General features: G+C 57.3%; 12 protein-coding genes and 3 pseudogenes. 10 read left to right on the top strand and 5 right to left on the bottom strand.

Features of this window, described 5'->3' with window-relative positions; genetic code table 11:
• Positions 1 to 92: 92 nt before the first annotated feature.
• Both J2W46_RS28545 and J2W46_RS28540 read right to left on the bottom strand, forming a co-directional pair.
• Positions 93 to 816: pseudogene (locus J2W46_RS28545) on the bottom strand (SDR family NAD(P)-dependent oxidoreductase).
• A gap of 73 nt (positions 817 to 889) precedes the next feature.
• Positions 890 to 1087: pseudogene (locus tag J2W46_RS28540) on the bottom strand (hypothetical protein); the annotation flags it as partial.
• Positions 1088 to 2462: 1375 nt separating this feature from the next.
• On the opposite strand from J2W46_RS28540, the gene J2W46_RS28535 reads away from it, so the two are divergent.
• The 5 genes from J2W46_RS28535 to J2W46_RS28520 all read left to right on the top strand — a co-directional run bounded on the left by J2W46_RS28535 (position 2463) and on the right by J2W46_RS28520 (position 8656).
• Positions 2463 to 2912, top strand: coding sequence for a CesT family type III secretion system chaperone (locus tag J2W46_RS28535; protein WP_310358326.1), 450 nt, complete (start codon positions 2463 to 2465; stop codon positions 2910 to 2912).
• A 641-nt stretch (positions 2913 to 3553) separates the two neighbouring features.
• Positions 3554 to 4186, top strand: a complete 633-nt coding sequence (folE, locus tag J2W46_RS28530; protein WP_310358324.1) for a GTP cyclohydrolase I FolE — start codon at positions 3554 to 3556, stop codon at positions 4184 to 4186.
• Positions 4187 to 4926: 740 nt separating this feature from the next.
• Positions 4927 to 5142, top strand: coding sequence for a DUF2934 domain-containing protein (locus J2W46_RS34410; RefSeq protein WP_374726880.1), 216 nt, complete (start codon positions 4927 to 4929; stop codon positions 5140 to 5142).
• 72 nt (positions 5143 to 5214) lie between these two features.
• Positions 5215 to 6372 (top strand): methionine aminotransferase, encoded by a 1158-nt coding sequence (locus J2W46_RS28525; protein ID WP_310358322.1) that lies wholly within the window; start codon positions 5215 to 5217, stop codon positions 6370 to 6372.
• A gap of 1600 nt (positions 6373 to 7972) precedes the next feature.
• Entirely contained in the window at positions 7973 to 8656 is a 684-nt protein-coding gene (locus J2W46_RS28520; RefSeq protein ID WP_310358320.1) for an HD domain-containing protein, read from the top strand.
• Between the two features lie 128 nt (positions 8657 to 8784).
• On the opposite strand, the gene J2W46_RS28515 is transcribed toward J2W46_RS28520, so the two are convergent.
• Positions 8785 to 9711, bottom strand: coding sequence for an anti-sigma factor (locus J2W46_RS28515; protein WP_310358317.1), 927 nt, complete (start codon positions 9709 to 9711; stop codon positions 8785 to 8787).
• Entirely contained in the window at positions 9708 to 10253 is a 546-nt protein-coding gene (locus J2W46_RS28510; RefSeq protein ID WP_310358316.1) for an RNA polymerase sigma factor, read from the bottom strand. The genes J2W46_RS28515 and J2W46_RS28510 overlap by 4 nt, the downstream gene beginning before the upstream one ends.
• 766 nt (positions 10254 to 11019) lie before the next feature.
• Between J2W46_RS28510 and J2W46_RS28505 the strand changes: the two genes are divergently transcribed.
• The 5 genes and pseudogenes from J2W46_RS28505 (at position 11020) to J2W46_RS28490 (ending at position 17677) form a co-directional block, all read left to right on the top strand.
• Complete coding sequence (locus tag J2W46_RS28505; protein WP_310358314.1) at positions 11020 to 11901, top strand: anti-sigma factor family protein; 882 nt, start codon at positions 11020 to 11022, stop codon at positions 11899 to 11901.
• 823 nt (positions 11902 to 12724) lie between these two features.
• Complete coding sequence (locus J2W46_RS34405) at positions 12725 to 13225, top strand: DUF3331 domain-containing protein (protein ID WP_374726879.1); 501 nt, start codon at positions 12725 to 12727, stop codon at positions 13223 to 13225.
• Positions 13226 to 14361: 1136 nt separating this feature from the next.
• Positions 14362 to 15210 carry a methyltransferase domain-containing protein gene (locus tag J2W46_RS28500; protein WP_310358312.1) on the top strand — a complete coding sequence of 283 codons (849 nt, stop codon included), beginning with the start codon at positions 14362 to 14364 and terminating at the stop codon, positions 15208 to 15210.
• A gap of 124 nt (positions 15211 to 15334) precedes the next feature.
• Positions 15335 to 15892, top strand: coding sequence for an RNA polymerase sigma factor (locus J2W46_RS28495; protein WP_310358488.1), 558 nt, complete (start codon positions 15335 to 15337; stop codon positions 15890 to 15892).
• Positions 15893 to 16312: 420 nt separating this feature from the next.
• Positions 16313 to 17677 (top strand): annotated as a pseudogene (locus J2W46_RS28490) (IS3 family transposase).
• Between the two features lie 1107 nt (positions 17678 to 18784).
• On the opposite strand, the gene J2W46_RS28485 reads toward J2W46_RS28490, so the two are convergent.
• The gene (locus tag J2W46_RS28485; RefSeq protein ID WP_310358309.1) at positions 18785 to 20248 is read right to left on the bottom strand and encodes a catalase; all 1464 of its coding nucleotides are present in this window, start codon (positions 20246 to 20248) and stop codon (positions 18785 to 18787) included.
• Between the last annotated feature and the right edge of the window lie 1620 nt (positions 20249 to 21868).

Genomic DNA, 21868 nt, shown 5'->3' with positions numbered 1-21868 from the left:
GACATCCCGGTGCTGCCGCCCCGGCGGGTGTCATCGCGACTATTGCCTGTTACTGCACGGCGATCAAAAAATCGGCGAGTCCCAAATCACCGTCAAATTCTGACAAGCGTGTTCAGATGAGTGCGTGAGCGAAGCCGGGTCAAGCGCCTCGCGCTGATTGCAATGGAGATGCCGCGACGCCAGAGCAGTCCCTCCGACAATAAGAATTCGATGCCCGCAGCGAGTTCATGGGGCTTGCCCAGTCGCTTTATCGGGATCAACGATAGGAAGCGGTGCTTCGCGTCGCTCCGGCAGGAGTGTTCTCGCGAAACATCTCGGTCTCCACCGGTCCGGGCGCGATAGCGTTGACAGTGATGTCAGCGTCTGCGAGTTCCAGCGCCCATGTTCGCGTCATGGTGACCGTCGCGGCTTTGGCGGCTGCCTAAGCGGAGCGCTGCGCATGAATCGTCAAACTGGACAGGTTAACCACACGCCCCCATCCCTGTTTGTGCATGTTAGGTAAAATGGCTCGCATCGTCTGAACTGCGGGAGCAGATTGATGCGAAAACTTGCTTCTAGGTCGTCGAGATTGATCTCGCCCACCCGTGCCAACCGGACGAAGCCCATGTTATTGACGACATCATCGAACGTGTAGCGTGCGGTAAGTGTCTCAAGAGACTCCTTAGTTGCGTTGCAATCGCCGAGGACGAGAGACACCAGCGTACCCGGGAACGTTGGATCATCGGTACGTCGTGCGAGTCCGACGACGTGATGACCAGCGGCGGCAAGCCGGTTCGATAATGCGCGACCAATGCCTTTGGTAGCACCGGTAACCAGAAAGGTACGTTCTCCGAAAGTGCACGCCGGAACTCGACATCCTCAGACGTCGCTTCCGACGTTGAATTGACCATCAAGCGGCCCCGCTGCTGCGGATCTGAAAGCGACCGCCCAAATTACTTTTGTTAAAAAAGCCGTGATTGCTCTTAGCGTTCTCTCGAGCTAATGCTCCAAGGCACGGCGAGACAAGCGCCCGCTTATCGCCGAACGCGTTGTACAAACTGGGCTGCGTTAAGCCGGTGAGTAATGCGAGATTGCGCACTGAAGTGCTTTCGTATCCTCTCGACTAGAATGCGTCGGTCATAGCTTCAGCACCCGCTCTTCATTAAACTCGCGCGGTCGCGCCGTGAGCTGTTTCTCTCGACAATTGCTTGGTTGAGGCCGTTCTCCCGCCGCCTATGTGACAATTATATCGATCGGTACAGAACGCAGGTAGAAATAGATAACAGGCCCCTTACACTCGTCAGTGGTGGGATTCAGTTCGCGGATCCCACTGTTTATCGGGTACCGCTCGATTAGACCACCAGGACACGAGGACGTGGCTCCAATGACCGACGAAAAGATCGACGAGCATCGACATGCAACCGCTACGACTGAAAGTCGCGCCGAAGACTTACCCGCACCTGCGAGCGCTGCAAGAAGGGGAGCTGACTGATCCGTCTGTGCACCCGACATTCGAGGATATCGAACCGATTCACCGCGCGTTCGCTCCCATGGCGCGTCGTCAGGCTTGACGCCGATCGTTCGACTGACGGTCGCCTTGCACGGCACGCGCAACAACAACGACGTGAAGTATAAGTACGTCTTCGGACCATTGCTTTTCGAAGCCTTTTGGGGAGGATCTGCGCGATGCGGTCGCGCCGCATCAGGCCACCACCAACGGCTTCGGCGGCCTTTCGTGGATCATCACGCCGGATCTGGTGTCCCGCGGCGGCTAGTTGTTATCCACGCGGGCTACTGTTTATCCCGAGTTCGATTACACGCCATACCGGCGTGCAGTGGTCAGCACGCTTCACCCGCCGCATTGATCACCTGTTCTAGACAACCACTGTGGTGGAACGCGGGCTAGCTCGCATGTTCTACGGTCGGGGAGTCAAGTACTACCCGAGAGCGCCGCACGATCCGCTACCGCAAGAAGGCAACGCCGACCAAGAGACGTCCTGCTCACCGGTTGCCATGTCGGAGAGCGGGCCAGATCAGGCGTCGATGGCGTCGCACTGCAAACGCCATTGCGATGGAAACTAATGCGACGACGTCAGGAAGCAGCGCCATTGCGTTTGGCAACCGGGCGGTCACGAGCCATGTCAATGTAACGTTGGTTGGCTTTACGTCCGACCTAGTCCACGCCGACGGCGATGCCGACATTCGCATGAGTTGGTTCGCGGACGCAGTGGGCTCCCTCGCATTAGGCGTAGGCACTGCGCCGCAAGCCGAGCCCGACGGCACGCGAGTTCCGTCGCGGTCTCCCGGCACTGTTTCTCCAGTCAACGAGGTCATCGCCGACGTGCACAGTCACCTAAAGATCGCGCGCATGCTCAGTGGAACGTGATCGTGCTGCAAGCCGGCGCCTTCGCCCCTGAGATCACGCCTGATGAATTTCCCTGTCGAGAACGTCTGGTTACAACGCCAAGCGGATCGGGTGCGCCGTGGACATCGATTACTACAGGCCGCTGATTGAAGCGCTATGCGCGACGGTCGGCTTGCCCGATGCCGATCATATGCTCGACAAGCGCTTGATCAAAGTGGAAGGCTTTGACATCCGGCTCGATCATTTCAATGACGACACCGGGTTACACATCGTGTTCGAGCTCGGAGCAGTCGCGCCCGAACGCATGCTCGACATGTATCGGCTCATGCTGGAAGCCAACGTGCTCGTCTATGCGCAAGACAAGGCGCAACTCGGCGTTGATCGGGGCACAGGCAACTCCGTCCTGCTGGTGCGCGCGGAACTGCCCGAACTAACCGGGGAAACACTCGCGGACTTGCTCGCTCACTACGCGAAACACGGCCGCTACTGGCAACAAAACATTTTCAGAGCCACCGACGGACAGTATCAGGCGGTCGTGTCGGACGCGTCTGTGTGGATCCGCGCGTAGTGCACATGTTCGCGCGCCTCGGTCGAACGCTCTCATGCCGGAACCGCATTGACTGCGATTTGGAAACGCTCGGCACGCATACATTGACTGGGCTGGAAGGGCAGGTGCGCGCGTCTTGACCTGAAACCGGGCAGCGTATGCTGCCCGTGATTGTTGCCGCACGACCTCGCCGAACCTTCGCTACTCGGCGCGATCGATCGCATCTTCGCGTGGCATAGATCGCTGATGGGCGATAGCCTGACTGCCGCAACCTCGGCGCTGCGCTGAAGGGCCTCTGCGTTTTGGGCACGCGTCGTTCGCCGCGCCCGTTACGTCCAGTCACGCCATGCGACCTGCGCGTGCTCGTTCAGCCAGTTACTCGGAGCTGCCGAAATCGACGGCGGCGGCGGCCGAGAGTAATGGGCTGCCACGTGCATGCCTGGCTGGGTTGACAAAGCCTCATAACGACAGACGACGTCCACGCCGTCCGAATCACTGAAGCGCGGCAGACTGTTGCGCGGCAACGAACCCTGCCTCGGTCCTTGCCTCCGCGCTTGATGCGGCACGTGCAGGTGGAATATTCGTTTCCTTGAACTGTTATCTCCAATATGACAGCAACCCGGTGCGGCGTCCGCCATCGCCAGACCGACTAGGAGTGATGAATGCCTTACCACGAATTTCAACCCGCCCCCGGCGAAACGCCGCCGACCTGCGTCGGTGTTGAGCGCGTGAGGTCCTTTGACTCGGCTGCGTTCGAGCAAGCCGTGATTGGCATGCTGAAAGCCGCAGGTTTTGATGCGCAAAACGAACAATTTCGCGCCTCTGCGCGAAGTGCGCGGGAACTATGGCAAAACCGCCTGCTGGACGGCTACGAGAGCGACCCAGCCACTGCGCTCGGCTGCGGTTTCGCGGACCCTCGCCGCGACATGGTGGTCATGCGCGGCATTACAGTGCATGGAATGTGCCCACATCATCTACTGCCGTTCCGCGGCGTCGCGCACGTCGCGTATCTACCCGGAAGCCGACTGTTCGGGTTCGGCCGTCTCACGCGGCTCGTTGACGTTGTGTGTCATCGATTTATTTATCAGGAGCACGCGACCGACGCGGTTGCTCGCGCGCTGGTGGAAGATGGCGATGCTCGCGGCGCTGCATGCGTGATCGAGGCGGAGCAACTGTGTCTTTTGCTTGGTGAGGTACGGCGCGGCGACGAACGGGTCGTTACCCAGTCGTTTGTGGGGGAACTCGCGAGTGACCGGAGTGCTCGCGCCGAATTCCTGCGCGCAATCGGTGTCTGACACGCCCACCTGCAAACTCTGGACACTGCACAGCAGGCGGGCCACTCGCCCGAAAAATCGCGACATAGCGCCGCATTGTTCCCGACCTTCCGCCAGACCGTCTTATCGAAGCCGTCCAAGTTTCTCGACGACCCGGCGGCCGTTGCGTCGGCCGTATGGCCGGCCGCCCAGGCGAACCTCGACTATATGCGCGAACGGCGATCGTGTCGCGCCGAAGCTCATGTGCTCGGCCGCCGGTTTCATTGCCGTCCGGCACACTTGGCGCCGAGATCCACGTCGTGTTGGCGTTGTCGCGTCGCTCACCGAAGCTTTCCGGGCCGGCGCTGTCCGATCCTTAACCCACGATATATGCAAGATCGAGCGTATTCCGGCGCAACCGAAACTGTGATGAGGAACGGCCGAGATCGGCACTTCAGACGCGAGTGGCACCATCGGAAATTTCGGCTTGTCCCGTCCGATCACCGGCAGGTCGACTTCAGATAGCAGTCCCTCTCACCGCGCCGATCGACGGTTTCGAAATCCGTCGCACACAGACGACGAAATGCAACGCAGAGTCTCACGTTCTGACTCCCATTAAGAAGCCGTAGACACTTTGGCGTCGATAGTTGTCCACTTGCAGGAAGTTTGACTTCTGCGGGAATAAGGCCGCGTCTCAAGTGTTCACTAAGTAATCGCGGCAAATTTCTATCTTCCAATGGCCGCACGCGACACTTTTGTTCAGATGCGAGAGGAACCCAGTGATGACCGACCAAAGGACCCTTGAAGCGAAGCTTCGCATACGTGCCGTTTACCTATGGGAACGGGATGGTCGACAGGAAGGCCGATTGGCCGACTACTTTCCCAAAGCGCAGGAGTTGCTGGATCGGGAGGCCTCGACTACCACGCCAATTGACGAATCGACCGGAGCTCGCGATCTGTTGACCGGACCGCTCCTATGTCCATCCGGCCGTAAGTAACCAGTGGTTTGGGGATGTCTTGCAAATCCTAACCCGCCAATCAACCCTACAGGTTCATTCTCGACCCCGACGATGCAAAGCTCTCTTGTTCTGAAGTCCAAGCTGAAAAGCGGAATTTCTATTTTTTCAACAGTCGGCCAACTCGCTGCTGAATACAATGCGATCAACCTGTGGCAAGGTGCGCCCGGCTTCGTGCCCGACCAGGTTCTCGTCGAATCTGCGTTTCAGGCAATACGGGATGGCTTGAACCAATATGCACCGATGCCTGGCCTACTTTCGTTACGCCAAGCGCTGGCCGCCAAAACCGCAAAGCTGTATGGTGCTCAGTACGACCCCAACACCGAAATCACGATAACCGCAGGCGGCCTCGAGGCCGTATATGCCGCGATCACAGCGCTCGTGCATCCAGGCGACGAAGTGATCTACTTCGACCCCGGGTTTGAATGCTATCAGCCGACGATTCAGTTGCAAGGCGCGACAGCGATTCCGATTAAGATTCCTCTCGATACGATGAGAATAGACTGGAATTTGGTCCGAGCGGCTATCACGGCGCGCACACGAATGATCATTATCAACACACCGCATAACCCATCGGGCGCCGTGTTCGATCGGCACGACATCGAAAACCTGATCTCGGTGACGCGCGGAACAGATATAGTCGTTTTGTCCGACGAAGTGTATGAGCATATGGTCTACGATGGAAAGGTCCATCAGAGCATGGCCCGTTATCCAGAGCTGGCAGAACGCAGTGTGATTGTTTTTTCATTGGGCAAGACCTTTCATGTCACTGGCTGGCGCGTTGGGTATTGCGTCGCGCCGGCCGAGATCACGAAAGAGATACGGATGATTCACCAGTATCTCGTCTACTCGGCTCCTGCACCGTTTCAAGTTGCCCTTGCAGCCGCTCTGGCGGATGAAACCAACTATCTTAATTTGACCGACTTCTACCAGAAGAAGCGAGATCTCCTGATCGATTCGCTCAGCGAATCGGCGCTTAAAGTGCAGCCCTGCGCCAGCGGGTTTTTCTTGCTGGCTGATTTCCGCGCCGTTTCAGATCGCAGCGACCGTGATTTCGTGCTTGATTTGTTACGGCGTAAGCGTGTCGGCACGATCCCTTTATCGCATTTTTATAGCGATGGCGCCGACACGGGCATGATACGTCTCAGCTTCTGTCAGCCTGATGAAGTGCTCCGCGAAGGCGGGCGTCTCTTGTCACAGCGCGATTTATAGTACCGTCGCATCTCGTGCCATGTTAGTGCATGCGTGATCGCGCGATCCAGTGTTAGTGACCAAAGCGGCCCAATCGCGAGCGATTGCAACGCGGTGTGGACCGCATCCTTTGGTAATCGATTGTGCATGTCCCGGGTTTCAGCGCTGCGCACTCTCGCGGCGGTGGAAGATGGGGTGTCGGTAGAGTCAACCACCCGACCGGATCTGTTTTCCGACGGGCAGGAGGCACTGATGGCAGTGCACGTATAGCGACCCAGGCGCCCTGACAGCTAAGCCAACGGCGGTACCAAGAGCCCCCGGCTTTCGACGCCCGACAATTGATTTCTTTGTATATGGTTTGCCAATCACTCTGCCCAGATCGCGCTGACCAGCCATTTTTGCAGCATCGTGCGCAAGAGTCGCAGCTCCCGATTTATCGCGGAAACGGCGCAAAGTAGTATCGACATACAAGCGTACGGCTGGCAACGGATCGTCACCCCGACGGAGCATATCTGTTCAGCCTAATGCTCGCCGTTTCCGCGCGCGTGAGAACGGCTCTGCGACGATGTCGCGATGGGGCGCGTCGGCCGACGCCTCTGCGTTCGCCAGCCCGCAGGAAGAAGAGGGCGATATTGGCCCGCACATTGCCTGCGAGTAGCATCGTTCAGCGCATTGATTATGTTTAACTCAGTATTTAAATGCGCGTGATAGTCACTGCGAATGCCGGTTCAGTCCCTGTTGAAGGAGGTAACGCTGAAGCCAAACGTCTTTCGGACGCGTGAATGTTTCTTGCAAAAGGTCAGGAACACGAGGCTTCGACCACACATTGAGCAATGGCCGATCTGCAAGTACGGCCTTAATGTCGCTTGTACCAGCACTTGGCGCGCTCGATCAAGCGTGGTGACGCCTGAGAGGAATCGGCGGCGACCGTCGAGACCGTCGATCCACGACACCGCCGCGCGTTGGTCTGAGACGCACCGCTCGCTTAATTACCGATCCTTCGAGCTTCAAATTTTCTCGTCACATTCGATTTCTTTGGGTGACTTATGGGGATCTGCGAAGACGGCCGCTGAATCGGGTTCAGTCACACAGGGGCGCGCTCACGCTCCTTGGGCACGCGAGATTCGACATGTCCAATTGTTTGAACTGGATCCATCGTCAAATTGAAAACGAACGGTGTACAAGTCTCTCGATGCCTAAGCTAGATGGCTCGCGCGTTGATTCTGAAGGGCACGCAGTGCAATGGCTGCAATCTGGTCACTAGCCGATGGAAAGTGGGGGTAGCTTCTCTGTGATGCTCTTTGAAGTCAACCCTTCCCTTTATCGAGCCCCGATTTGCCGCGGTTGCAGGGCAACGTGGACTTGGCAGAAAACACTGGTGTATTGGCCGTGTTCCGCGTATCTATCAAGTTGAAAGCAGGTGGCTGCAGTCCGATACTTGTTCGATGGTTGACCTCCATCTTCGAATTCCTTTGCCAAGACGGACGGCGCATAGGCGCGCGCAGTGCGACCAAAGAGCGGCAGTCCAGACTCGCTAGAAGAGGGGGGGCATGCCCCAAAGCGTCCTGTAGCCGCTTCAGAAGAGGTGCGGTCAGAGCAAGCAAATATTGGAGCAACAGCTATGACGACAATCGCAGGTGTAGAGATCCCCGATAGCGCAATGGCACGCGCGGCCTCTGAACTGGTTCGCGACACGGAGTCGGACCTGCTTTTTCACCACTCGACTCGCGTGTTTCTTTTCGGCGCTCTCACGGGCGAGCGTAAGCAATTGAAGTATGACCCAGAGCTTCTGTACATCGGCGCGATGTTCCACGACATGGGGCTCACCGAACAATTCAGGACGTCCCAGAACCGCTTCGAGGTGGACAGCGCGAATGCGGCGCGTAGCTTCCTCGAGCAGCACGGCATTCCCGAAGGAGATGTCGACCTCGTGTGGGACGCGATTGCGTTGCATACCACGCCGGGTATTCCGCCATTCAAGAAGCCGGTCGTTCAACTGGTGACGGCAGGCGTCGAGATGGACGTGCTCGGCTTTGCATTCGATGAGTTCACCGAGGAACAGCGCAAGGTGGTGGTTGCAGCTCACCCTCGCGGGCTAAACTTTAAAGAGCAGATTATCAACGCCTTTTACGACGGTATGAAGCACCGCCCAGACTCGACGTTTGGCACAGTCAACGACGATGTCCTCGCGCTCAAGAATCCCAGTTTCCGTCGCATGAACTTCTGCAGCATCATTCTCGGGAATGCGTGGAACGACTCGAATTACGCGTGCGCTTGCAACGAGCCGACACATCCGCATGATTAAGTCAGTCAGCAACAATCAGTGCGGGCAGTATCGGAAGATGTTGTGTTACGGAGGACGGCTATCCGGATGTGTGCCTACTCCCACGGCGCGTTCCAATGTTTTACGCCTCATTGCTGCACCCGGACTGGCTAGGCTGCCCAGGGAGCCATCCCGGGTGGCACGTCCGTCAATTCAGTGTCGGTGAACAGCGGGGCAACGTCAATGTTCGAGATCCGTTTGCCAAGCTCACCCAGATCAGGGCCTTTCGGGTCACCAATCAGCGCGTAAGAAATCTCCGCTTGCCGCCACAGCGCCACTTTCATCGCATCCACGGTGCGCGTTGCCACTCGTTCGTCGCGTCGGGGGTCTTTCATCACACACAACGCGATGGGCGGACCGCTGCGGGGCAAATAGATGATGTGCACGAGCGGCTGGTTGTCGAAGCGCAGCCTTTGCACTGCCTTGAAGGTCAGCCCGGCACTGCGGAGATCGGGGACGCGTATTTGAAGTCTGTCATCGTTACGAATGTCGCGGACGATCTTCGATGCAGCCGACCGATCCGTGCTTGTATATGCGACAGTTTCTCGAGCGAAAAGCTTCTGGTAACCGACGGCAGCTGCGACCCACGATGAGGCATCAGCGTTGCTCGTAGTCTGTCTGCCGTCGGACGCCCGAGTGGCTGGCGCCTCGCCGGCCAGGAAGTTAATGTGCGTGAACTGGCCGCACACAAATGCACACGCCACGCATGCCGCGGTGAGCCAGAGAGGGACGCCGGGACTCTTTCGTCGATGTTCCTGCTGAAAGGTCCATATCTGACCGGGATCCGGCTTTTCACACACTTGCCTCGTTTGAAGCACGCGCGACATGTCGTCTATCTTTAGCCTTAGCGACTCGGGTACGGGCGGCATCCCCTGATGTGCGAAAGCTTTGCGGAAGTCGACGCGTGACGCGCGCAGCAATGCAATTTTTTGCCTCATCTCCGCGGACGTGCGCAGTTGCGCTTCCACCGCCGCGCGCTCATCTGGCCGCAAGCCGCCATCCACATAGGCAAGAAGTTGAGGGTCGTCGACCTTCATGCAATAAAGTCCTTTTGCGGTTTCGACTGCACCAACGGGACGGCACCGTCCCTGAGCATTGCGCCAACCGCCTGTCTTGCGCGAGACAGGCGGCTCATTACGATGCCGATCGGCACCTCTAGGATGTCGGCGGTCTGCTGATAAGTCATGCCCTCGACCGCGACCAGCAGCAACACCACTCGCTGTGCCTCGGGCAGCCGCTGTGTTGCATCCACTATCTGCGTGTGTACTGGGTGCGGTTGCTGTTGCCTATCCACAGGGTTCGCCAGAACTTCAAGGAGGCGGTCGTCCCACTCAAAGCTGCAACGCTTGCGTATGTTGCGCGCATGCATGTCATTGATCCAGACCGAATGAATGATAGAAAACATCAAGTTCAGCGGCGACTTGCCGGGCTCCAATTGATGCACGCGTTCCAAGGCCCGCAACGAGGCTTCATGCACCAGCTCCTCGGCGTCGCCCCGGTCTCCTGACAGGCGAAGCGCGAAGGCCCATAACCGTGGCAGCATTTCAAAAAGCATGCTTGGCAGATCTGCACCGCTCATTACACGTATTTCTCCTTTACCCTCGTTTATATCGATCCCGCACATGGTGTCGCAATCATGAGAGATCGTCTGCCTCTGGCGGTGGGCTGTAGAAAGTGTAACGCACTACGAACAATTTTGCAGGTAGCGGAGGGCGTGCTAATGTATGCTACCGTCTGCATTGATGCCGACCCGGCGATGACAATTTTTTTAGTTCCCTAGACCCTCAACGACACTGCATGTGTGTCGATTGAGCGCCACCGCTGTTTGATCGAGCATCTGGGAAGCGGTCCATTGCGCTGGCAACCGACGCTGAACGTCGCGTTGCTGGGTGACACGACCGACGACTCCACGCGGCAATGGGCGCAGTCGCCCGATCGAATCCAGATCGACGTGGGTACTCTAGTGATCGATCGAGCGCAAGCGCAGATAGAAGGCCCGTGCTGCGATATCATTTTCGACCCGACGACCCTGCCCGAACGGCATCCCGCCGTCGTCGGATCCGCTGCTTGCAGCACGCTGGGCTACGTATGCCGAGTCGTTTGGCCGCCGCATGAAGGAAGAGTCGGCAGCGCATGCAGGCGCGCATTGATTTTGCATGAGTGGATCTACTATGCCTTAACGGTCGTGACCAATGGGCCTTCACGGAGTTGGTAAGTCCATTGCGAAAGTCTCGTTCGACGTGAAGTTGCAACTGCTGCGGTTATCATAGATGTCCGCTTGAAAACGTAAGTTTCGCGGGCCCGAGCCTACTCAATCCTCATTCCTCCTTTTTGCATAACGTCCAATGAAGCTCGACGACAGCCTACTGATCGCATACGCCGACGGCGAACTGAGCGCTGCCGATGCTGCCTCGGTCGAGCAGGCGCTGGCTGAATCGGTCGATCTGAGGCGCACCGTGGAATTGCTGCGTACGTCGCGGCTGCCTTATTGGGAAGCATTCGCGAGGCAGAAGCTGCCACCGGTGCCGGATGAACTTCGGCGTCGGGTCGAGGCAATGGCGAGTGCCGCACAAGAAAGAACCGATCTCGCGGCGAGACAGCCAGCACGGCGCTCACCAAGCCTTTTGTGGCTTGCCGCGGCTTTCGTCGCCGGAGCGTTCTGCGTGGGCCTCGTACAACAATTGAACGCGCGCCTGCCGGGCGCGTTCAGCAACGGCGCGGCGACGACTGCGAGCGTCGACAGGCGGTCGTGGGTTAGCGTCGCCGCGGATTATCAGCGGATGTACACGCGTGAGACCGTTGAGAATGTAGCGCCGGATCAAACGGCGGCGGCCGATAAGATTGAGGCAATCCGCAACGTGGACGGTATTCGCTTGCGCGTTCCGGACCTGCGTCCGGCAGGATTCGCGTTCAAGTCGGTTGAGCGCTTGAGTTATGACGGCAAGCCGCTTGTGCAGATTGTGTACCTGCCCGAGCACGGCGTGCCCGTCGCCCTTTGCGTAATCAAGGATTCGAGGCCAGACGAGTCGATCGCGCAGAAGAAGGTGGACGGCATGACTGTCGTGTCGTGGCGGCAGAACGAACTTGCGTACGCGTTAATCGGCACGCCTGACTCGGGCGACTTGTCGACCATTGCTCGGCAGATCGCAAATGCCAACGTCGACGAGATATCTCCGCACTTGCAGCAGGCCGTCCGGCACGGGGCTGTTGTTTCCGCATTCGCATAGCGAGTCGGCCGAGCAACGGCCGGTCAACGGCAATCCTGCCAGCGGGGATCGTCACTTACCTTTTGCATCTGTCACGGGCGAAAGCGTGGAACTTCACAGATGCCTGTCTAGGTGTTTGGTATGCTGCCGTTGGGAGACAACGCGCGACGGTTTCCTTCGGTCGTTCCCGGTCGGCTCTAGCGAGTTATTAAAACAAAGGCGCATGTGGACAAACCGTCCGTTACGCATGCTCAATGATAGCTTTCGGGACTGGTCCAGCTAACGCTGTTTTTATTTGTGATCGTTGCAGGAATAAAACTCGATGGGAAGTGTTCTGCATGCACAGGCATCGCACTTTGGAAGGATATCCTCTTGTTAACGCCTACATGGCGTAGCGGAGCCGGCCGGCAAAAATTGATTATTCCGCTTGCGTAACCTCCCGGACCCGAAGGGGTTGGAGGTGCACGCATCGAGATATGGCCAGCGGACAGCGGAGGTCTGTACGACGTTCAGCAATTCAGCGGCGAACAGCGGCGTCAGGCCGCGCAACACGCCTCGCTACGCAGGATAAGTAGCGGATGACAGCGCGTGCATATTCTGTGCGTGAGGTCGCTCGACAAATCCTTGTTGCGCCGCAAACCGCCGGCCAATGCTCATCGAGGAGCGGGTACGTTACTGAGGACCCTTGGTCGCCCGTGATCATCCACGAAGCGACGGCGCGGGTGGGGCAGGGTCAATCCGCTAGCTCGCCAGCTCACAAAGTTGGTCCGCTGCTCTAGCCGCGCCGCTTAGCGACTGCCCTAACGCAGCCCCTAAATTCTTGTTGACATGTGAGCCGGACGATATGAGCAATGTCCTAAATGAAAGCATCTGCGCTGCACACAGGGAAATCGATCGAGGCGACTGTCCTGAGGTCAACACGGCTTCGAAAGATTTCTACTTTCGCGCCTTGATCGAGGTCCTGATGCCTAATCCATTTGCGCAGATCTTGGCGTCAACTGGCGGAGTCCGCCAGAAGAGTAAGCATAAGATCTTGCCATTGATGCAAGACAATATGTCGGCGCCCGCTTACAGTAAGATCCCACTTGTCCAAGTGTCAGTTATTGAACGGCTCACAACCAGGACGCTCAGCGTGTCTTGGAGCGATCCGCGCTGCGGCAAGTACACCGACCAACTATGGCGACTGGGCCTCGCGCGCGACGACGGGCTATGTATTTTCAGCGGTGTGTATGTTAGACGCGGTGATTCCGTGTTTCGCCCTTCCTCGTCAGTGAGATTGTGTCCGGCGGCTTTTGACCGTATGATTTTGGCCTCTCAGGCGCCCAGTCTCGAGAGCATGTCATAAGAGTTGCTGAGTGACATGGATGGTGCGGTGCTGCGCGCGCTCGTCGAACAGTTCTTTTAGCGGGCTCCGATGAACTATACACGGCGCAGCGTTTCGCAGGAGTTTGAATGCACTTATGGCTCCGCATCGGTCACCCCACGCTCCGCCTCAAGCGCAACGGTGTCCACTTGACCCCCGCCTCGACTTCCTGCGATTTTCCCGAAGCGGCATCTGCTGACCGATGCGTCGAATTTGCCAAACGCTCCCTGCTTCGCGATTCTCCCTCTATGGGCGCACGCAAGACCAGGCGGCGTGAAGTAATCGGATCCTGTATGCCTCTATTCCGCAATTCCATCAGACGTTGAATCAACCTTTTCACACCCACCTCACTTCGATGGTGTCGCCGCGACGAACAACGTGTACTCATTAAGGCTATGCGCATGCAACGGCGTGTTTCGGCGTCCAAATTCCATCGATCCAATGGTCTCCGAGGTGCGAGCGGTGCAGCCGGCACCGTACTGGTCCGAGCCTTCCCGGAAGATGGTCGGGGAAAAGGGCTTGAAGCCGTCTAAGCCAACCGTCACAACGTGATGAAGCTAATCCCCTCAACTGTCGTTCGCCGCATCGCTCTGATTGTGGGCATCGACATCGGAGAGCGGTGCCTCGCATGCGCCAGTGCATCATGGAGAGCGAGTCAGCGTTCGCGATTTGGAAAGGCAGATTCGCGACACACGCACGCACGAGATCGTTCTTCCAACTACACTGACGTCTCCTTCTGACATAGGAGGTGCAGGCGCCGCCGACCCGTCGCGCGGAAAGAAAGCGTACTCAGTGTGCGTAAGTATCTCACTCCGACGGAAAAGATTTGGTCATAGCTGGCGATTTGCTTCTGACCGATTGTCCAGCTCGAATGTCGCCGACAACGATCCGACACGACTCCCGGCGCCCAACAGTTTGACGTCGTGATTGTCCGATGCGTTAACTCGACCGTCGTTCCGTGAGTCACTCAATCAACGACCTGCTGGATGAGTAGCGAACCGTCCGCGCAATAGACGGCACACGCTTGACTTGACTCTGGGCCTTGCGGATTGCAAATCTTAAGGGACGATTGATGGGCCTAACAAGTTTGGCCTTTCCCCATTTACCTACGGTCCACTATGGTTTCACAAAAACAGTTGAAGGGCCCCGATGTCTTCGGCCGAACTTTCGCGGCAGATGAGAAGTCGCTGTTAGCAATTGCTTCACGGTTGGAGGCCCGCGCCAAACACCGCTTTTTTCAAAAGGTGGTTGACGAATATGTCAATGCATTAGAACTTAAAGGACACGAATCGGTTCTCGACCTTGGCTGTGGCACGGGGGCTATCGCCCGCATGATCGCGAGTCGTGACGACTGCAAGGAACGCATCACCGCAATTGATATCAGCCCCTACCTTGTAGAGACCGGGAAACGGTTAGCATCAGAGGAAGGCTTGTCCCACAAGATAGATTTCCTAACTGGCGACGCTCATTCAATCATCGAACTACAGGGCCAATTCGATGTGTTGATTATGCATACTTTGGTAAGTCACGTCGTTGACCCCGTCACCGTTTTGCAAGAGGCGCGGCGACTCCTCCGTCCTGGAGGAAGGCTCGTGATATTTGACGGTGATTTTGATTCGCTAACCTACGCAACCGACGCTCCTGACGGGGGCGCGGAAACTGACCGGCTGCAAGCGATAGCGGGCCACACCCAAGGCCGAGTCATGCGGTTGATGCCCAGGCTTCTCTCGGATCAAGGATTCAGCCTTGAATGGTCAAGAGCCTATGTCGCCGCCGACATTGGACGCGCCGATTTCTGGTCCTCGACCTTGCCCGCACTACGCGTTTTGCTGCCGAGCTCCGGAGTAATGTCGGAGCTCGAGGCCAGTGAGTACGTCGACAAGTTGGAAAGTGCATCGTCGAGTAACACGTTCTTTGCATCGTGCAACTTCTACACGATGATCGCGCGCGGCACGATATGGGACTGAGTGTGCATGCATGAATGGCTGCAGGACGTGAGTCGATGGGAATGGATGGTCGCAGCGGTACGTCGGTCAGTAGCCATCCGGCGCGTTAGAGCGTCCGGTAATCTTCCCTTCCAGCTGGTCGATGATGTCGAAAACAGACGCTGAGAGTCTGCCCAATATGCTGCCGCTCATGCTGCCGCGTCTGTGGGCGTTCTCCCTGCGCCTGTGCGGGAACGAGCACAGCGCTGAGGACGTACTTCAACGTGCCTGTCTGCGAGGCCTAGAGCGTGCCAGCCAGTTGCAACCAGGTACCTCGCCGCTAAGCTGGATGTTCTCCATCGTTCACTCCACGTGGATTAACGAGCTGCGGGCGCGTAAGGTGCGTAGCCGTTCGACCGTGGAGTGGGACGCAAGCTTGCTCGCTACCGTGGCTGATCCCGGCGCGAGCAATCCTGAAGCGGTCGTGCTTAGCCGCCAAATCATAGCGGCCCTTGAGCGGCTGCCCGAGGCTCAGCGAATCGTGATGCTGTTGGTGGCGATCGAGGGGTTGAGTTATGCGGAAGCGGCCGAAACGCTCGGCGTGCCAATTGGCACGATCATGAGCCGACTCTCTCGCGCGAGGCAGACGATTGGCGCGCAATTCAGCGATCGGGCGGCTCCGATGGCGCATTCGACCGGCAAAAGCAACGGACCGGCGCGGTGAGGCTGGCGGCACCCGCGCTTGGGTCGGTGGCGATCTGCAGAGCAATGCGACCGAGCTAGGTTGGCGCGGTTACCAATGCACATGGGCACAGTGCCGACGGCCGCAAGGTGGCGCTGGCATCGGCCGCAAGAGGGTCGTCGTCGCCGCAATAATGCGATCGCGTTGTTGCCCACAGAAACAGGTGGCAAAAGATGAAAGACATCGCCGTGGACGACGTTTTCAATGCACTCTCGGGCGCAGAAACGCGCGCAAGCTCTGAGCAATCCGCACGCGAGCCGGTGCCGGCGTGGCAGCATGCGCGGTCGGGTGTAAGCGCGCAGAAATGGACGTCTGGAACTCTTTGATCTGAGCGTGCAGGCTATGTCCACTGCTTTCGATGAACTGACCCCAAGAAGCTGGACACCCTTTTAGAGGCTCTGGGTGAAATACAGCGAGAAGAAGAAACTGTCGGCGACGAAGGATTACTGCACCGGCCATGCCGGGCTGAAGAGAGTTGCGGCCCGCCACAACGTGGATGTTTCGTCACTTCGGAAGTGGATAGCGGCATATCAAGCGCACGGCGAGGAAGGTCTACGAACAAGAACTAGCCGCGTGCGGTATAGCGCTGAGTTCAAGGCCGCAGTTGTGAAGCGGATGCGGAAGGAAGGCCTTTCATTCCGTCACGTCGCAGCGCTCGCGAACGTTCGCAATTTCAATATCATTGCAGTTTGGGAGCGGCAGTATGATGACGGTAGTCTGGCCGCGGGACGTTCGCGGCCTGCAACCTACACCCTCAGAATGCCGAAACCACCGACATCAGAAAACAAGCCGGCAGCGAATGCAGACCGCAGCCGCGAGGATCTGCTTGCTGAAGTGCAGCAGCTGCGCATGGAGAACGAATATTTAAAAAAGCTCGACGCCTTGGTTCAAGCGAAGACGAAAGCAGCGCGGCAGAAAAAGCGCAAATCGTACTTGAACTGAGGCAGCGTTACCCCCTTGCAGCCGTCCTTAAAGTCGCCGGCTTGGCGCGCAGCACTTTCTATTACCAGCAGAAGGTACTGCAGACTGGGGACAAATATGCGACTCTGAAGGAGCGAATCCGGCCCCTCTTTGAGCGGCACAAGGGCCGCTATGGGTACCGTCGAATCACCGCTGCCATTCGGTGCCAGGGCGACAGAATCAACCACAAGAGGATACAGCGTCTCATGGGCGAGCTGTCCTTGAAGTCATGCAATCCGACCAAAGAAGTACAAGTCGTTCAAAGGGAACGTTGGCAAGATCGCTCCCAACGTTCTGAAGCGGAAATTTGGTGCATCTCGCCCCAATCAGAAGTGGGTAACGGACGTGACTGAGTTCAACGTCGGCGGCCAGAAGCTCTATCTTTCTCCGGTTCTTGATCTTTATAACGGCGAAATTATCGCCTACGAGACGGCACGACGTCCGCTATTCGACATGGTCAACACGATGCTAAATAAGGCTTTTGTGAAGCTTGGGCCACGTGACAAGCCGATATTGCATTCCGATCAAGGCTGGCAGTACCAGATGCCTGTTTATAGCCGTCGGCTAAAACAGCAGAGAGTCAGACAGAGCATGTCGCGTAAAGGAAATTGCCTCGATAACGCCACGATGGAAAGCTTCTTCGGAACGCTCAAGTCTGAATTCTTCCACCCAAACAGGTTTCGCAACATCGACGAACTGCAAGCTGGCATCAAAGACTACATTCACTATTACAACCATGATCGAATCAAGCTAAGATTACGCGGACTTAGTCCAGTTCAATACCGGATGGATTATAAGCACCACTAACGTCAACGTGTCCAACATTCCGGGGTCAGTTCATCTAAAACACTGGACATAGCCTGCACGCTCAGATCAAAGAGTTCCAGACGTCCATTTCGGCGCGCTTACTCCGGAAGTAGGGTAGCCGTGCGCGCTGACGCCATAGCCTTTGAGTCTATCTACGGCGGTCCGTGACGCATGGCGGGCGTTTTCTTCGAGATGGCTATACGCAAGACTCGGTCAACGTTCATGCGGATCTCGCAGTGGAGCTAAAAGGGTCGACGACCGACGTCACATCAACCTGTGCAGATAGGGCCAGCGAGAGTTGTGAATAACGAGACAGCGCAGCAAGAGATTCGGCTGCGCCGTCGTACTCCAGTAGCATTCTGTAATTGTGATGCCATGGCGAGCCGGCGTTCTCTTTCCGGGGCGGTCGTGGGTCGGCCTTACGGCGTCGGTGTTCGCTGCACTCAGCCGACAAGGGTGCACGCTTGCATCTGATCACGCGATCCACCTCGGTTTGAGAATTGCCAGTATGTAAATCCTTTCGCTTGGTGCATTTCGCGCGGCTGTGGCAGGCGGATTGCCATGGGCATACCTGCCGATCTCAATACACTCTGTACTGAACAGACGCGGGCTGAACGGTAAGCTCATGCTGAGATCGCCGGGCTTGCGCCGCTGAGGGCAAAGACCCATCAAGTCTGTCTTTCGGGGGACAGTGCCGCGCAGCTGTCCGACCTGAACGTGTTGATCTACAACTTCGCTGGAGCTGCGCTGGCTACGATGCGCGCGTTTTTTTGGATGGCGCGGCAAGCCCGCGGCGGGCATGCGTCGCACTATTGGTTCCTCGCCATCGCGCGTGGATCACATCTAGCGCGAGCCGCCGCTCCACCACACGAAGCTGGCTATGCGGCCAACGTAGTGGGGTTATGGCTTACCCGACGTTTCGACGAAAGGCCTCGGTGAGGCGTTTTGGAGGCTGCGCGGGTACCGCCCGCATCCTCTGTCCAAGGCGCACAGCTAGGACATCAACTGCGGATACAAGGGGCTGTGAAGCAGTGCGAGCCTCCGCAAAGGCTCGCAGCGATCGAGGTACCCGCCGATTTGTTGAGTGCTAGCTAGCGCGAATTTTGATCACACGGCGCGGTTAGGCGTCGGACCTGCACTCCTTACTGACTCGATAGCCGCCGCGACTCCCTGACCGTAAGCCGGATCGGCCTTCGTGCAGTGCTCGATGTGCAGCTTTTGAATCGGGTCTGACACGCCCGCCATCGCGCGTGCAGTGTTGTCGAAGAGCGCCTGCTTCTGCTCCGGCGACATCAGACGGAAAAGCGCACCTGGCTGCGAGAAGTAGTCTTCGTCGACCCGATGGTTCCAGTGATCCGCCGCTCCTTCGAGCGAAAGCGGCGGCTCGCTGAAATCCGGCTGATCGAGCCATTCGCCGCGCGTATTCGGGTTGTACGGCGTCGTGCCGCCCATGTTGTTGTCCACGCGCATCGATCCATCGCGATGGTAGCTGCGTGTCGGACACCTCGGCGCATTGACAGGAATCAGGCTGTGATTCACGCCGAGCCGATAGCGCTGCGCGTCGCCGTACGAGAACAGGCGGCCTTGCAGCATCTTGTCCGGAGAAAAGCTGATGCCGGGAACGACGTTCGCGGGGTTGAACGCGGACTGTTCGACTTCGGCGAAATGATTGTCCGCATTGCGGTTCAACTCCATCACGCCCACTTCGATCAGCGGATACTCTTTTTTCGACCAGACCTTGGTGAGATCGAACGGGTTGAATGACGTCTTTGCGGCATCCTGCTCGGGCATGACCTGCACGAACATTGTCCACTTCGGGTGTTCATTGCGCTCTATTGCTTCGTACAGGTCGCGATGCGAGCTTTCCCGATCCACGCCCACAAGAGCGGTCGCTTCGGCGTCGGTCAGGTTCTGGATGCCTTGTTGTGTGTACAGATGAAACTTGACCCAGAAGCGTTCCTTGTCCGCGTTAATGAAGCTGAACGTGTGGCTGCCGAAGCCGTGCATATGTCGGAAAGACTTGGGAATGCCGCGATCGCTCATCACGATCGTGATCTGATGCAGCGCTTCGGGCAATTGCGTCCAGAAGTCCCAATTGCTTTCGGCGCTGCGCAGGCCCGAACGCGGATCGCGTTTGATCGCGTGATTCAGGTCGGGGAACTTGAGCGGATCGCGCAAGAAGAAAACCGGCGTATTGTTGCCGACCAGATCCCAGTTGCCTTCTTCGGTATAGAACTTCACTGCAAAGCCGCGAATATCGCGTTCGGCATCGGCGGCACCGCGCTCGCCGGCAACCGTTGAAAAACGCGCGAACAGGTCGGTCTTCTTGCCGATCTGCGAGAAGATCTTCGCGCGTGTATATCTGGTGATGTCATGCGTAACAGTGAAGGTGCCATATGCGCCCGACCCCTTGGCGTGCATACGCCGCTCGGGAATCACTTCGCGGTCGAAATGCGCGAGCTTTTCGAGGAACCACACGTCTTGAAGCAATGCGGGGCCGCGCGGCCCGGCTGTTTGAACATTCTGATTGTCTACAACAGGTGCGCCAAAAGCAGTCGTTAACTTGTTCATGTGAAGTCCCCTATGTGAAATGACATGCTCGACACGGAACGACGTCGCACGGAGGCCTCCGCAGACTAGATTATCGCCAGCCCGAAAACTGAGACGAAGCCGTGTGAGACACGGCTCGCGGCTATTGAAAACGAGTGCTCGCGACTTGTGATACCGAGATGCGAACACTTGCAGTTTTTCGTGCAACGGAACTGTTACGTGCGACGCGCTGCTCGTGAATCATATGAAAAAACTTGACAGCAAAAACCTTTGCGTCGCTGCCTTAACGTGCGGTCGGGCGCGGATGGCGCGACAATGCGTCTTTAATGAACTGGACGGAATCACAACTGTTCCGTTCCTTTCCTCCTCGCTATCGGCGTCTCGCCCTTGCGTTGCCTTGCCGACGCTATCCTCAACGCGATATACGTTACTGCCGGTCCTCCCACCGACGGAATGTCTCCAGAAGCTTTGCGTCAATCGTTGCACGCCGCAAGTCATTAAGCGGCCCTGACGTCGCCACTTGACGGAGGAGCCGTCTTGCCAACGCACGGAAGTTTTTGTAGCTTAGATCTCCATTCGGGGGATTTCAAGGATGGCTCGCTGCTCCCGGCGCATCACTTGGTGAGCAGCGGGTTGCCACCTTAGGCGCACAATATGCAAGCGCCTCGTGCTCCCGCATAGTTCGATACTTGCGCAGGCGCTCGCGCCTAGACGCTCCATTGCTCCGGTCTGCTGACGTTCAGGAACCAAATCTCAGACCCTCCATGCAATACATTTTTAACCTCACTGAGCCGATACCATTGACGAATTAACAAGAAGCGCTTTAAGAACGTTTCAGATTCATTCAGAGTATTCGGACAGGAAATTAGTAGAGCTCCTGCAATCGGGTCGCTTAGCACTTTTTCCGCCGAAGACCTAACAATCGTCACCTTCTACGCCCTCATCGTTTTTTCGTTGGTCACCTAGACAGCTCGTCGAACGCTCCGTTGAATGCGTTCCCCGTCGCTTCCAGTTCAGATATCGTCCGACACCTCACCGGGTCAATCCTACGAGGCGAATAACGAGTGACAGCCAGCCACCCTGAATGGTTCTCCGATCCTCTTCGACATCAAAAACGATCGCCGCCTGCCCACCGGTCATCGGCAATTGGGAGCTTAGACAAGAGCGCGGAACTACCCGGTGCGACGGTGCAGTCAAGAGGAAACATCCGGAGGTGCTTGGAAGTTATGGTGGTAGCACTATTAGTGTCGAAACGTTGCAGTCTACGGGTCGAAGATAAACGAGAAGCGGGGAAGTTCGTCTCGGCGATGAGCCCGCTCCACTGGCCGCCGAGCAGGGTCTCGCTGTCGCACTTCTGCCTACGGCGAACATCACCGTCTATTGCACCAATGTAGCGCTAGCCCGGTAGCATCGAAGAACGACCGGTCGGTTTTAGCAGACTCAATTGGGTCGAAGACGATCAGTCACGTTTTGCGGGAGCCATGTAGGTGTCAAACATGCAGATCTGGTTGGAATAAATTGGTATCTACAAATGTTCTCATGGCGCGGACGTTCGTCGGCTTAATCTTGTCGAAACGCTTCCGCTTGACCATCTCTGCCCGCGGAACGCTGGTTGAGTCAACACTAACCTTATTGATGCAT

The sequence above is a fragment of the Paraburkholderia strydomiana genome (assembly GCF_031456815.1).
In the GTDB taxonomy this organism is placed as follows: Bacteria; Pseudomonadota; Gammaproteobacteria; order Burkholderiales; family Burkholderiaceae; genus Paraburkholderia; species Paraburkholderia caledonica.
Note: the sequence above shows the minus strand (reverse complement) of the source record. Positions and strands in the feature narration are given on the sequence as shown.

Bases quoted from the DNA above. Each gene is read 5' to 3' on its own strand.
- folE (WP_310358324.1), top strand. From the start codon at position 3,554: ATGCCTTACCACGAATTTCAACCCGCCCCCGGCGAAACGCCGCCGACC.
- J2W46_RS34410 (WP_374726880.1), top strand. From the start codon at position 4,927: ATGACCGACCAAAGGACCCTTGAAGCGAAGCTTCGCATACGTGCCGTT.
- J2W46_RS28525 (WP_310358322.1), top strand. From the start codon at position 5,215: ATGCAAAGCTCTCTTGTTCTGAAGTCCAAGCTGAAAAGCGGAATTTCT.
- J2W46_RS28520 (WP_310358320.1), top strand. From the start codon at position 7,973: ATGACGACAATCGCAGGTGTAGAGATCCCCGATAGCGCAATGGCACGC.
- J2W46_RS28515 (WP_310358317.1), bottom strand. From the start codon at position 9,711: ATGAAGGTCGACGACCCTCAACTTCTTGCCTATGTGGATGGCGGCTTG.
- J2W46_RS28510 (WP_310358316.1), bottom strand. From the start codon at position 10,253: ATGAGCGGTGCAGATCTGCCAAGCATGCTTTTTGAAATGCTGCCACGG.
- J2W46_RS28505 (WP_310358314.1), top strand. From the start codon at position 11,020: ATGAAGCTCGACGACAGCCTACTGATCGCATACGCCGACGGCGAACTG.
- J2W46_RS34405 (WP_374726879.1), top strand. From the start codon at position 12,725: ATGAGCAATGTCCTAAATGAAAGCATCTGCGCTGCACACAGGGAAATC.
- J2W46_RS28500 (WP_310358312.1), top strand. From the start codon at position 14,362: ATGGTTTCACAAAAACAGTTGAAGGGCCCCGATGTCTTCGGCCGAACT.
- J2W46_RS28495 (WP_310358488.1), top strand. From the start codon at position 15,335: ATGTCGAAAACAGACGCTGAGAGTCTGCCCAATATGCTGCCGCTCATG.
- J2W46_RS28485 (WP_310358309.1), bottom strand. From the start codon at position 20,248: ATGAACAAGTTAACGACTGCTTTTGGCGCACCTGTTGTAGACAATCAG.